15 protein-coding genes and 1 tRNA gene are annotated in these 12,261 nt (G+C 68.7%); 6 read left to right on the top strand and 10 right to left on the bottom strand.

Going from position 1 to position 12,261, the window contains the following annotated elements; all coding sequences use genetic code 11:
* Nucleotides 1–101 precede the first annotated feature (101 nt).
* Nucleotides 102–371: a DUF2277 domain-containing protein gene (locus Q0066_RS03125; protein ID WP_298129955.1), complete on the top strand. Its 270-nt coding sequence runs from the start codon at nt 102–104 to the stop codon at nt 369–371.
* A gap of 104 nt (nt 372–475) precedes the next feature.
* On the opposite strand, the gene Q0066_RS03120 is transcribed toward Q0066_RS03125, so the two are convergent.
* Both Q0066_RS03120 and Q0066_RS03115 read right to left on the bottom strand, forming a co-directional pair.
* Complete coding sequence (locus tag Q0066_RS03120) at nt 476–838, bottom strand: SRPBCC domain-containing protein (protein ID WP_298129954.1); 363 nt, start codon at nt 836–838, stop codon at nt 476–478.
* A gap of 160 nt (nt 839–998) precedes the next feature.
* Entirely contained in the window at nt 999–1,595 is a 597-nt protein-coding gene (locus tag Q0066_RS03115; protein WP_298129952.1) for a DNA-3-methyladenine glycosylase, read from the bottom strand.
* 38 nt (nt 1,596–1,633) lie between these two features.
* On the opposite strand from Q0066_RS03115, the gene Q0066_RS03110 reads away from it, so the two are divergent.
* Complete coding sequence (locus tag Q0066_RS03110; RefSeq protein ID WP_298129950.1) at nt 1,634–2,545, top strand: hypothetical protein; 912 nt, start codon at nt 1,634–1,636, stop codon at nt 2,543–2,545.
* Nucleotides 2,546–2,683: 138 nt separating this feature from the next.
* Nucleotides 2,684–3,409, top strand: a complete 726-nt coding sequence (locus Q0066_RS03105) for an NUDIX domain-containing protein (protein WP_298129948.1) — start codon at nt 2,684–2,686, stop codon at nt 3,407–3,409.
* Between the two features lie 153 nt (nt 3,410–3,562).
* On the opposite strand, the gene Q0066_RS03100 is transcribed toward Q0066_RS03105, so the two are convergent.
* Nucleotides 3,563–4,381: a Bax inhibitor-1/YccA family protein gene (locus tag Q0066_RS03100; RefSeq protein ID WP_298129946.1), complete on the bottom strand. Its 819-nt coding sequence runs from the start codon at nt 4,379–4,381 to the stop codon at nt 3,563–3,565.
* A gap of 229 nt (nt 4,382–4,610) precedes the next feature.
* On the opposite strand from Q0066_RS03100, the gene Q0066_RS03095 reads away from it, so the two are divergent.
* The 3 genes from Q0066_RS03095 (at nt 4,611) to Q0066_RS03085 (ending at nt 7,105) form a co-directional block, all read left to right on the top strand.
* Nucleotides 4,611–5,291, top strand: coding sequence for a VIT1/CCC1 transporter family protein (locus tag Q0066_RS03095; RefSeq protein ID WP_298129944.1), 681 nt, complete (start codon nt 4,611–4,613; stop codon nt 5,289–5,291).
* Between the two features lie 75 nt (nt 5,292–5,366).
* Entirely contained in the window at nt 5,367–6,734 is a 1,368-nt protein-coding gene (locus Q0066_RS03090; protein ID WP_298129942.1) for a DUF2252 domain-containing protein, read from the top strand.
* Nucleotides 6,735–6,799: 65 nt separating this feature from the next.
* Nucleotides 6,800–7,105, top strand: coding sequence for a YciI family protein (locus tag Q0066_RS03085; protein ID WP_298129940.1), 306 nt, complete (start codon nt 6,800–6,802; stop codon nt 7,103–7,105).
* 8 nt (nt 7,106–7,113) lie between these two features.
* Here the strand turns inward: Q0066_RS03085 and Q0066_RS03080 are convergent.
* The 7 genes from Q0066_RS03080 to Q0066_RS03050 all read right to left on the bottom strand — a co-directional run bounded on the left by Q0066_RS03080 (nt 7,114) and on the right by Q0066_RS03050 (nt 12,030).
* Nucleotides 7,114–7,187 (bottom strand) — tRNA-Leu (locus Q0066_RS03080).
* Between the two features lie 65 nt (nt 7,188–7,252).
* Nucleotides 7,253–8,173 carry a Ppx/GppA phosphatase family protein gene (locus Q0066_RS03075; RefSeq protein WP_298129938.1) on the bottom strand — a complete coding sequence of 307 codons (921 nt, stop codon included), beginning with the start codon at nt 8,171–8,173 and terminating at the stop codon, nt 7,253–7,255.
* On the bottom strand, nt 8,170–8,667 hold the full coding sequence (locus tag Q0066_RS03070; protein ID WP_298129936.1) for a DUF501 domain-containing protein: 498 nt from the start codon (nt 8,665–8,667) through the stop codon (nt 8,170–8,172). The genes Q0066_RS03075 and Q0066_RS03070 overlap by 4 nt, the downstream gene beginning before the upstream one ends.
* A 160-nt stretch (nt 8,668–8,827) precedes the next feature.
* Nucleotides 8,828–9,307, bottom strand: a complete 480-nt coding sequence (locus Q0066_RS03065; protein WP_298129934.1) for a septum formation initiator family protein — start codon at nt 9,305–9,307, stop codon at nt 8,828–8,830.
* 141 nt (nt 9,308–9,448) lie between these two features.
* The gene (gene eno, locus Q0066_RS03060; protein WP_298129932.1) at nt 9,449–10,738 is read right to left on the bottom strand and encodes a phosphopyruvate hydratase; all 1,290 of its coding nucleotides are present in this window, start codon (nt 10,736–10,738) and stop codon (nt 9,449–9,451) included.
* Nucleotides 10,739–10,891: 153 nt separating this feature from the next.
* A complete protein-coding gene (locus Q0066_RS03055; protein WP_298129930.1) occupies nt 10,892–11,500 on the bottom strand; it encodes a MazG family protein in 609 nt (202 codons plus the stop codon).
* 5 nt (nt 11,501–11,505) lie between these two features.
* Nucleotides 11,506–12,030 (bottom strand): hypothetical protein, encoded by a 525-nt coding sequence (locus tag Q0066_RS03050; RefSeq protein ID WP_298129928.1) that lies wholly within the window; start codon nt 12,028–12,030, stop codon nt 11,506–11,508.
* Nucleotides 12,031–12,261 lie beyond the last annotated feature (231 nt).

Raw genomic sequence — 12,261 nt, 5'->3', positions numbered from 1 at the left:
CCTGCCGATGGTGATGGACACCTGCCCCGCGATCGAATGGCGCGAGCGCGGCTGAGCCACCCGGCATGGGCCGCCGCAGCGCCGCGACGTAGGCTGACCGCATGTGCCGCAACATCCGTCCGCTGAACAACTTCGAGCCGCCGGCCACCAACGACGAGGTGCGCGACGCCGCGCTGCAGTTCGTCCGCAAGGTGTCGGGGACGACCAAGCCGTCGAAGGCCAACGAGCAGTACTTCAACGAGGCCGTCGAGGAGATCGCCCACATCACCCGGCACCTCCTGGAGCACCTGACCACCTCGGCGCCGCCGAAGAACCGTGAGGTCGAAGCCGCCAAGGCGCGCGCTCGTTCGGCCGCCCGCTTCGCCAGCTGAGGCCCGCTTCGCCAGCTGAGGCCCGCTTCGCCAGCTGAGCCGCGCCTGAGCTGAAACGTCAGCGGGCGGACCGGATCACCGGCCCGCCCGCTGCGTCAACGAGTTCAGCTTGCTGCGGCGATCCGCTCGAGCGCGCTCTCCCAGTGCTGGGTGATGGCGTCGACGTCCCAGCCGCCCGGGATGTGCTCGTGGCGGATCTCGACGACGGTCGAGTCCTCGGACTGCTCGACCAGGTGCAGATCAACCAGGGATTTGGGGGCGTCGGGCTCAGCATGCCAACTGAAGCGGATCTGCTCCAGCGGGTGGTAGCTGCGCACCACGCCATAGGTGCCGTCGTTGGAACGCCAGCTGTCGCCCTTGTCGCCGAGGGAACCGCCTTCGCCCAGCAGGGCTTCGGCTCCCGTCGGCGTCACCAGCAGACGCCAAACTTCCTTCACAGGTTGGGACACCGACCGCTGCACGACCACGGTGGTGTCCTGGGACTCCTCGAGCGAGTCGCTCGCACTCTGATCTGACATTGAAACCTCGATCCGATCGGTCCGAACCCGGTCGACGGTGACCGGTAGCCACACCATACCCCCGGCCCTGATGCCCTGTACGGCGTGTCGATCGAGACGTCTCAGAGGTTCATTTCTTCTCGCTGACAGCACCCGCTCCACGACCCAGGCGAGGGCTCGCCCGATACGGCGAGACGGTCGGATCGCCGGTCAGCCAGAACCGCCATGGACGCGTCGCCGCCACCGAAACCCCTACCCGCGGACCGGTCGCGATCGGCCCGATCTCACCGGTACGCGGCAGTAATTCCAGCTCGGGATCGCCCAGCCGGCGTCCGGAGTCGTCCAGGGTGAGCGCGAGCGCCTGGCCCAGGCAGCCCGGGCCACGGGCCAGTCGCACGTCCGGGACGCCGGGACGCCGCACGCGGGCGACGTCCAACCCGTCGACCACCTCGCCGGCCCGCAGCAACACCGCCGATCCGCTGCCGATCGGCCCGCAGACCAGGTTGGCGCAGATGTGGATGCCGTAGGACCGGTAGCAGTACAGCGTCCCCGGCGCCTCGAACAGATGCCGGGTGTGCGGACGCCAGCCGCGGTAGGCGTGCGCCGCCGGATCGGCCGCGCCGTGATAGGCCTCGACCTCGGTGATCCGCAGGGTGACCGCACCGACCCGCAGGCGGGTTCCGAGCAGTTCGGGAGCCACCGTCAGCGAGTCACGGGTCAGGTCCATGAGGTCAGTCTGCCCTGAGCGGACGGTAGTCTCGCCTGGTGCGCACCCCAGCCCTGGCAGCGGCGATCGCCGTGCTCAGCCTGCTCGCTGGATGCACCCAACCCGCTCCTTCGCCCAGCCCGACCGCCAGTTCGTCGGCGGTCGCCCTCGACCTGACCGCCCCGGGCCAGGCTCGCGCGATGGTCCGACGGCTGATCGCCAAGGCCGGAACGCAGCGGCTGATCCAGGTCGAGATCACCAAGGGGTGGGCCGCCATCACCGTGGTCAAGGACGACCAGCCCGAGACCTGGGCGTGGCGCGACAACACCATCAAGCAGGTCGATACCGACGTCGCCTATGTGCAGCAGACGGTGTTCTCGATCGACGACTTCCACATCAACGACGTCGGTGCGTTGTTCCGGGCCGCCGCCGGTATCTCGGGTTCGGAGAGCGACCAGGAACTGCAGATCGTCGACTCGTCCGCCGGCGAGGTTTTCATGAGCGTGTCGACCGTTCCCGAGTCACGGACGGTCTTCTTCTACCCGGACGGCAGTCTGCTGCCGACGCTCGACTTCACCACCGAGGGCGGCATCGAACGCGGTCTGGCCGACGTGCTGGGTACCCGGACCACCGCGATCGCGATCGGCGTCCAATCGACGCTGGGCGCCTGGGTCGACTTCCCGGGGAGCACCACGACCACCATCCGCCGGCTGCGCACGTCCACCGTTCCGGTGACCATCAACGAGCGGTCGCAAAAGCCCGAACTGCCGCCATTCGCCGTCGCCAGGGTGCGGTCGACGGCGATCTGGCGGGTGCTCGCAGAGGCCCGCGCGAAGGGCGACTTCACCGCCGACACCCGCTGGCAGGTGACCGTCGACGACCGGGCCCGCACCGGCGTCCCCCGGATGTACTTCACCATCGGCACGACCTCGTTGGTGACCGATCTGGACGGCCGCGAGGTCACCCCCTGACCCTCGGCCAGACCCGAAAAACCCTCCCTAACTAGTTCAGCCCTCCCGTCGACGGGAGGGCTGAACTAGTTAGGGAGGGCCCGGCGGACCTCGGGGAGTCGGTTTGGCGAGCCCAGATGCCTCGGTCATCATGGGCAGATGCGGATCGTCGGTGTGGTCGTGGCAGGAGGGTCGAGTGTCTTCGCTCGTCCGCTCGTGCACGGCGCCGATCCGCACCGGCTGGCCTGGGAACTCGGCTACCGGATCGTCCGGCCGCTCTCGGCAGCCGGCGTCGGCGACGACCTGACCCTGACCGTGCAGGTGTCGGCGCATGGCCGCCGGGTCGCCGAACGCGGACCGCAGCGACGTCGCGCCCTCGACCCGGGGCTGAGCCGGGACGAGATCGGCGAACCGATCGTGCGGCAACGGCTGGCCGCCTACGCGATCGTGCTCAGCGCCCGCGGCCTGTTGGCGACGGAGTTCTCGGAACGGACGGCTGTGCCGCACTCGTGGGGGCTGCCCGGCGGCGGCATCGACCCCGGCGAGAACCCGAGCCAGACGGTGATCCGTGAGGCTGTCGAAGAGACCGCGCAGCACATCGAGATCTCCCAGCTCCTGGACGTGCAGACCGATCATTGGATCGGACGCTCTCCCAGCGGCATCGTCGAAGACTTCCACGCCGTCCGGATCATCTACGCCGCCACCTGCCCCGACCCCACCGACCCCGTCGTTCAGGACGTGGGCGGCACCACGGCGTCCGCCCGTTGGGTGCCGCTGCAGCAGTGGCACCGGCTGCACTGGGCCGCCGGATCCCGCGCCCTGCTCGAACGGCACCTGACCACGTTGGCAGCGCGGTTCGGCTATCGCCGCCGCAGCGCGGGCTGAGCCGAACCAACCGCGTCCCGCACGATCGCTCGCCGAACTACTGGGGGCTCGCTGAATTCGGCGAGCCCTGAATAGTTCGGCGAGCGCAGCGAATCGGACGACGAAACGCGACAACGCCGCCGGACGAACCGGCGGCGTTGTGCGAGATCAGTCTCAGTTGGAGCGGAAGTAGGACAGCAGCCGCAGCATCTCGATGTAGAGCCAGACCATGGTGACGGTCAGGCCGAACGCGCCACGCCACGACTCGGACGCCGGAGCACCCATCGCGATGCCCTGCTCGATGTAGTCGAAGTCGAGGATCAGGTTGAACACGGCCAGGCCGACACCGATGGCGGAGATCAGCAGCAGGAAGGCCAGGTTGCCGCCCGAGAACAGGAAGCCCATGCCGAACATCGACAGGATGAAGTTGACCAGCAGCAGACCGGCGTAGGCCAGCGTGCCGATCATCACCATCTTGCGGAACTTGTTGGTGACCTTGATCCGGAAGAACTTGTAGGCGCCGAGGGTCGCCGCGGCGGTGACCAGGGTGGCCATGATCGCGGCCGGGACGATGCCGTTCCATGCGTGCTCGTAGACCTTGCTGATCGCGCCGATGAAGACACCCTCGATCGCCGCATAGGCGAGCACGGCACCGGGGTTGATCACCCGGCGGGCGGCCACCACCATCACGGTGATGAAGCCGACGATGGCGCTGACGATCACCGCCGGGAACAGGAACCGTTCCGGCATGAACATGAAGGTGAGCGCCGCGGTCGCGATGACGGTGCCCATCGTGATCGCCGACTTGGTGATCACATCATCGATGGTCATCGTGCCCTGGACACCCGGGACGGGGTCTTGCGGGTAGGGCTGGCCCGGCTGCTGATAGCCGAACTGACCCTGCTGCGGCTGACCGTACTGCTGGTACTGATTCGTCTGCTGCTGCGGGGTGAAAGCGTCCGGCCTCGAAAGAACGGGGTTGGAGCTACGCATGTGAGTTTCTTTCTCCTTGTGGATGTACGTCCATAGTAGGCAACGCATCCGTCGCCGCGATGCTTCCCGCCCCCGGGAAGTCCCTGATCGGGCCTGCGACGACCCGGAATTCAGCGGCTGCTCACGGCTTCTCCCATCCCGAGGGCGAAACCAAGCACACCCGCTATCCTCACGCTGTGAATCGGGACGCCTTCGACCGCTGGTCCGGCGTCGCCACCGAGGGCCTCGGATGAGCGACGCGCACAGCTGGTGGCGGCTCAGCAAGGACGACGTCCGGGCCCGGGTGGCCGACGTCAACGACGGAGTGTTGGGCGTTGCCGGTTTGGCTGAAGGCCTGGCGCTCGTCCTCGACACCACGCGGTTGCCGCTGGTCGTGCTGATGGCCTCGGCGGCCGGCGCGGTCTCGCTCGGCGCGGCGAAGTACGCGGAGACGGCGGCCGAGCGCGAGGCGCAGCAGGACGTGATCCGCGCCGAGCAGTACCTGCTCGAGTTGAGTCACGCCGAAGAACTGGACGAGCTCGCCCAGCACTACCGCGACAAGGGTGTCAGTGAGGAGACCGCGCGGAAGGTGGCCGAAGAGTTGGACGCCGCAGACGCGCTCAGCGCCCAACTGGAGACCGAATATGGCATCCGCGAGATCCTCACGCCGGGCGAACCGCTCAAGGAGGCGGTCAGCGCTGCCGTCGCCTTCATGCTCGGCGCACTGGTGACTGTGCTGATCGCGATCTCGGTACCGCCTGCATGGGTCGAAGAGTTCATCCTCGTCGGCGTCGCCCTGTCGCTCACCGTGACGGCCGTCGTCTTGTCCAAACTCAGCGGCACCCGGGTTTGGCCGGCGATCATCCGGTCACTGATCATCGGTGTGGCGGCGCTCGGCGCGAGTGTGCTGATCGGCTCGCTCATCAGCTAGTGCCGGTATCGGCCCACACGATTCAGGTGAACCGAAGCATGGTCGCCGAGGTGCGGGGAGCACTACGCTCCGGCCATGAACTGGTCGTCGTTGCCCTCCCTTCGTGAACTCAAGCAGACCGGACGCGAGCTGCGTAAGCGCGTGCCGCGGCGCGCACTCGCCACCCTGACCGATCGTCCGCGTGATCCGCTCGGCATTCTCGACGAGCAGAACCGGACCCGGATCCAGAATCTGATCGGGCTGCGTACCGAGCGGATGTCGGCCAACGCCTTCGCGTTCTATCGCGGCACCGCCGCGCTGATGGCCGCCGACCTGGCCGACGATCCGCACACCGGGCTGCTGGTCGCCGCCTGCGGCGATGCGCACGTGTCCAACTTCGGCTTCTACGCCTCGCGCACCCGCTCGCTGATGTTCGACCTGAACGACTTCGACGAATCGGCGTGGGCGCCGTGGGAGTGGGACCTGAAACGACTCGTCGCCAGCGTGGTGATCGGCGCCCGCCACTCCGGACGGTCAGACGCGGTCACCCAGCGGGCCACCGTGGGTGCTGTGATGTCGTACCGGCATGTGCTGGAAGAGGCGATGGCGCTCTCCCCCACGCAGCGCTTCTTCTCGCACTTCGACGTGCAGGCCGGAATGGGCCGGCTGAAGGGTGAATCGAAGCGGGTGCTCGGGGCGGCGATCAAGTCGGCCCAGAAACGCACCGGCGAGCGCGCGGTGCGGCGACTGACCACCAAGGACGCGGACGGCAGGCTGCGCTTCGTCGAACGGCCGCCGACGATGACCCGGATGGAGTCCGAGGCCGAACAGAATGTGCACACCTACGTCGAACGCTGGCGCGATACTGCGGCACAGGACGTGCAGCTGCTGGTGCAGCACTACGACGTCGCCGATGTTGCCCGCCGGGTGGTCGGTGTGGGCAGTGTCGGCACCAGATGCTCGCTGGTGCTGCTGGTGGACCAGGACGATCATGCGCTGATCCTGCAGTCGAAGGAGGCGAACGTGAGCGTGCTGGAACAGTACGGACGGATCGCCCAACCGCAACGGCTGACGGCCATGATCGAGGCGAACGGGCAAGGCGCTCGGGTGGTGGCGATGCAGCGCGTGCTGCAGGCGGTGTCCGATCCGTTCCTGGGCTACCTGCGCGGCGCCGAGGCCGACCTGTATGTGCGTCAGTTCAACGACATGAAGGGCGGCATCGAGGTCGATCAGCTCGAGGACCGGCCGTTCGTCGAATACGCCCAAGCCTGCGCCGCCACCCTCGCCAGGGCCCACAGCCAGTCGCCGCGAGCGGCGGCGATCATCGGCTACATCGGCTCAGGCAAGGTGGTGGCCGAGGCGATCACCGCGTGGAGCCACGCCTATGCCGACCTGTCGGCACAGGACTTCCAGGCCTTCGTCGCGGCAGGTCCTGCGGGCGCAGGGAATCCGGCGGACGGCTGAGGCCGGCCGGCGGCTGAGGCCGGCCGCGTAGGCTTGCGGCGCCCGTCCGGAGCTAGGAGAATTCCATGGCGCAATGGCTCTATCTCGTCCATCCCCCGCGGGAGCGGTTCATCGAAACGATCACGCCGGACGAGGCCGCGATCATGAGCGAGCGGCACTCGCCCTATCTGGCCGAACTCTTCGAGGCGGGCACGCTGATCCTCGCCGGACCCACCTGGGGACAGCCGCTGAACGACGGCGTGGCGATCATCGAGGCACCGGACGAGGCCGCGGCCCGGGCGATCATGGACGCCGATCCGGCCATCACCTCAGGTTTGATGACCGGTGAGCTTCGCCAGATGCGGGTTGCTTTCCTGCGTGGGCGCGACTGACCTGCGCGTGCCCCCGGCGGGGTTCGAACCCGCACTGGGGCGGGTTTAAGCCGCCTGCCTCTGCCGATTGGGCTACGGGGGCACGGGCCTGATCGTAGTGCGTGGCGGTACGCCCGGCACCCACTGGCGTCGATCCGGGCTGGGGCGCTACTGCTCCAGCAGGCCGAGCGCGAGGCCGTCCAGGATGTCGGACTCGCTGACGGTCAGGTCGACGCCGACCCGGCGTCCGACCCGGTCGGCGATCAGGGCGCCGGCGCAGATCACGTCCGCACGCTTGGGGTGCATGGACGGCAGCTCACGCACCTGCGCGACGCTGGAGCTGAGCAGCCGCAACGTGAGTGCCGACAGTTCGTCGCGGGCGATGGTCGAGGCGTGCACCTTCGTCCGGTCGTATTCGGGCAGGCGTTGGTTGACCGCCGACAGCGACGTGGCGGTGCCACCGACGCCGATCCAGGTGGCGACATCGGCGAATGCAATCCCGGAGCCGTCCAGCAGTGCGTCGATGTAGTCGGACGCCGCGGCGATCTGGTCGCCGGTGGGCGGGTCGCCGGCCAGGAACCGCTCACGCACCCGGACGCTGCCGATGTCGAGAGAGAGCCCGTGCTCGATGCGCGGGATCGTCCCCCCGCTGCCCAGGACCAGTTCGGTGGAGCCGCCGCCGATGTCCATCACCAGGGCAGGCGTGGCAACGTCGGGCAGCGCCGTCAGGGCGCCGCGGAATGACAGCGCCGCCTCCTCGTCACCGCTGATGATCTCGGCATCGATGCCCAGCCGCTCGCGTGCACCGGCGAAGAACTCATCCCGGTTGGACGCGTCCCGCGCGGCCGAGGTGGCGACCAGCCGGACCCGTTCGGCACCGAGATCGGTGATCACGCCGGCGTATTCGGCGAAGGCGTCCAGGGTTCGCTGCAGCGCGTCCGGATGGAAGCGACCGGTGGCGTCCACGCCCTGGCCCAGCCGGGTCAGGATGAGCCGGCGCTCCAGGTCGACGAGTCCGCCGTCCGTGCTCGGCTGGGCCACCAGCAGTCGCACCGAGTTGGTGCCGCAATCGATCGCCGCTACCTTCATCGCTCCCCCAGACATTCGCCGAACGGAAATTCTCGCAACAGCTCCACGGCTTCGTCGCCGAGCGGATTGACCCCGGGTCCGGCGGCCAGCGCGTGCGCCACCAGGACGTGCAGGCACTTCACCCGGGTCGGCATGCCGCCGGCACTGACCCGGTCGATCTCGGGCACCTCGCCCAACGTCGCCCGGTCGGCCAGATACGCCTCATGCGCCGCCGCGTAGCGGGCCGCAAGTTCGTCGTCCTCGGCCAGCCGCTGGGTCATCTCGGCCATCACCCCGCGGGCCTCCAGCGTCGAACAGCCGGCGACCGCCTTCGGGCAGGTCAGGTAGTAGGTGGTCGGGAACGGCGTTCCGTCGGGCAGCCGCGGCGTGGTGACCACCACGCCCGGGCTGCCGTCCGCGCACCGCCAGGCGACCCGGACCAGGCCCCGCGGCGTCCGGCCCAACTGCTCCTCGATCGCCGCGATGTCGGCGGGATCGATCAGGGACGCGGGCATGGCTGTCATTCTGCCCGCTGGCCGGTGGCGCTGTCGAAGTGCGTCCCGCGCCCGGCCTGGGGCGATGCGCTACGGGCGGAACGAAAAGAACCGTCCCTCCGTGCCGAAAGTGGAACGAAAAGAACCGTCCCCGCGTACCGCGAACTCGATCGGCGGCGGGTCAGCGGCCGACCCGGCGGGTGGGGTTGTCGGCGGTCTCTACCGACCCCCAGAGGCGGTCGAACCACATTGCCGGGTGCTCACCGGGGGGCAACTCGCTGGTCGAATCCAGAACGACCCCGCTGCCGAGCGGCTTGCCGTCCGGGCCGATCACCCGGTAGCCGGTCTCACCGGGCAGCAGCCAACCCAACCGCTCACGGGCCTGCGCCTTGATGTAGGCCGGGTCGTTCCAGCGCTGCACCTCGTCCTCGAGCTGGGCGATGCGCGCCGTGCGCTCCTGGATCTGCTGGTTCGCCTCGGCCAGATCACGCTGCTGATCGAGGTAGATCCGCAGCGAGTTGGCGTACGACAACGCGAGCACGATCAGCACGCTAAGCACGGCCAGCGCCCGCCGGGTGAGGCCGAGCCGGCTGGGCAGCTTCGGCAACCGCCGCGGCGCCTTGGCGGAATCGGGTGCGGTCGCGTTCGTCTCGTCGGGCACCGGGGTCGAACCCGACCGGGCCCCGGACGCGCGCGAACCGGCCCGGGTGCGCGTGGAGCGCCCCGGGCCGGCTGGCGATGTACGTGCTGGCCGCCGTTCGCGGGCCATCAGACCTGACCTCTCATCAGGTCAAGCGTACGGTCAGTTGGTGCTGAACCTCGGGAAGGCGGCCGCACCGGCGTAGCGTGCCGCGTCTTCGAGGTCTTCCTCGATGCGCAGCAGCTGGTTGTACTTGGCGACCCGCTCGGTACGCGCCGGGGCACCCGACTTGATCTGGCCGCAGCCCAGGGCGACGGCCAGGTCGGCGATCGTGGTGTCCTCGGTCTCGCCGGAACGGTGGCTCATCATGGTCGAGTAGCCGGCCCGGTGTGCCATGGTGACGGCGTCGATGGTCTCGGTCAGCGAGCCGATCTGGTTCACCTTGACCAGCAGGGCGTTGGCGGTGTCGGTGTCGATGCCGCGCTTGAGCCGCTCGACGTTGGTGACGAACAGGTCGTCGCCGACCAGCTGCACCTTCTCGCCCAACTCGTCGGTCATCGCCTTCCAGCCGTCCCAGTCCTCCTCGTTCAGCGGATCCTCGATGGAGACCAGCGGGTAGTTGGCGACCAGGTCGGCGTAGTACGCCACCATGTCGGCCGACGACTTCGCCTGACCCTCGAAGGAGTAGGTGCCGTCCTCGTTGTAGAACTCGGACGCGGCCACGTCGAGCGCCAGCGCGACGTCCTTGCCCGGGGTGTAGCCGGCGTTCTGGATGGCCTCGACGATCAGGTCGAGGGCGGCGCGGTTGCTCTCCAGGTTGGGGGCGAAGCCGCCCTCGTCGCCCAGGCCGGTGGCCAGGCCACGGCCCTTCAGCACGGCCTTCAGCGCGTGGTAGACGCCGGCACCCATCTCGAGCGCCTCGGCGAAGGTCTCGGCGCCGATCGGGGCGATCATGAACTCCTGGATGTCGACGTTGGAGTCGGCGTGCGACCCACCGTTGAGGATGTTCATCATCGGCACCGGCAGCAGGTTGGCGGTCGGGCCACCCAGGTACTTGTAGAGCGGCAGTCCGGCCGACTCGGCGGCGGCGTGCGCCACGGCCAGCGAGACGCCGAGAATGGCGTTCGCGCCGAGCTTGGACTTGTTGGGGGTGCCGTCGAGCTCGATCATGGCCTGATCGATGGCGCGCTGGGCGTCGGCCTCGAAGACGTTGGTGATCTCGGCAGAGAGCTGCTGCTGCACGTTCTCCACGGCCTTCAGCACGCCCTTGCCGCCGTAGCGGCCCTTGTCGCCGTCACGCAGTTCGGCGGCCTCGAAGGCGCCGGTGGAGGCGCCGGACGGAACCGCGGCGCGACCCTGGGAGCCGTCGTCGAGGATGACCTCAACCTCGATGGTGGGGTTGCCGCGCGAATCGAGAATTTCGCGGGCGTCGACGAATTCGATGCTTGCCACGATGCAGTGCCTTTCGGGTGGTGGAAACGTCGTTCCTCACCCTAGCGGTCAACGCCCCGCAACGGACGGGGGACGACGAGGAACGAACCACCGATCTCCCACCGAAACCGATCGACCTTCGCAAGGTCCGCCACGGAACCGGACCGGTTGCCGTCAACTCTCGGATTCGGCCCGGACGACGCGGCGTTCCAGGTCGCGGACGGCGGCCCGGGTGAGTTGTTCGGCGTCCAATCCCTCGGCGTGCGCCTCGGCGACCAGGGCGAGCATCCGCTGCCCGAGATCGGCACCGCCGGAGGTCGGCGCTACGTCGAGTCCGTGCCGCTCGCTGCGGGCGATCACCTTGGCGGCCCGGGTCAGTGCGGACATCCGCCCCGGGATGCCGTCCAACGCCGAGGTGCGGCCCTTCTCGGCACGTTTGCGCTGCTCCCAGGTCGACAGCATGTCGTCGGGCACCGGTTCGGACGCGAAGACGTGCGGATGCCGCGCCACCAGTTTGTCCGCGATTCCGCGGGCCACGTCGTCGATGTCGAAGCGGCTCTGCTGGGCGGCGATCTCGGCGTGGAAGGCGACCTGCAGCAACAGGTCGCCGAGCTCCTCGACCAGGGCGGCGTCGGAGCCGTCCTCGACGGCCTCCACCACTTCGAGGGTCTCCTCCACCAGGTACGGCATCAGCGACTCGTGGGTCTGTTCGGCGTCCCACGGGCACTTCTGGCGCAAGGTGTGCATCACCTCGATGAGGCGTTCCACCTCGGCGTGCGGCATGGCGCTCAGGGGGCCGGGGCGCTCGGCGCCGTCCAGGGCACGGAGAGCTGGCCGCCCGTCTGGTCGACCGTCACCGTCTGGGCCGACCAGGCGCCGAAGCGAGGATTGACCTGAATGTTGGTCTGGGCGACCTTGGCTACGAAGGGGGCCTCGCCCACCTTGTTGATCACCAGCGTCGCGTCGACCAGGTCGTTGACGAAGTCCGCCGCCTGCGGCACCTTCGCGTACTGCTCGAGGCTCTGGTTGGCGCTCAACAGCGCGGTGCGCGGCTCACCGGTGAGCTGGATGCCCTGCTCGGCGGCGATCGTCCGCGCCACCTCGCCACGGATCGCCCAGGTCAGCACGATGGCGTGCGGCTCGGCCAACTGGCCGGGGCTGCTGCCGATCGCTGCCACCGCACTCTCGATGCGAGAGCTCGGAATGTCCACCCCGTTGACCGTGGCGGCCACGTTCGCCCCCGGGATCGAACACCCTGACAACACCAGCAGTCCGGCCACGACCAGGGCCAGCACCCAACGCACGCTCTTCATTCACCCTCCAGAGTCCCCAGCGATCCTAACCGCTCGGCACCGTGAGGGCTGACGGACGGCCAGACAGTCCATGTCAGCGCGGCGCCCGAGATCCCGGGTCAAGCCCGAGACGACGACAAGCCCGAGACGACGACAAGCCACGTCATCCCGGCGCACGCCGGGATGACGGACCGAGCCCGGGATGACGAGGCAGTGGTCAGAAGATGTCGTTCAGGACGGTGCTGGCCCATT

Source organism: Micropruina sp., assembly GCF_027492755.1.
Classification (GTDB): domain Bacteria; phylum Actinomycetota; class Actinomycetes; order Propionibacteriales; family Propionibacteriaceae; genus Micropruina.
Note: the sequence above shows the minus strand (reverse complement) of the source record. Positions and strands in the feature narration are given on the sequence as shown.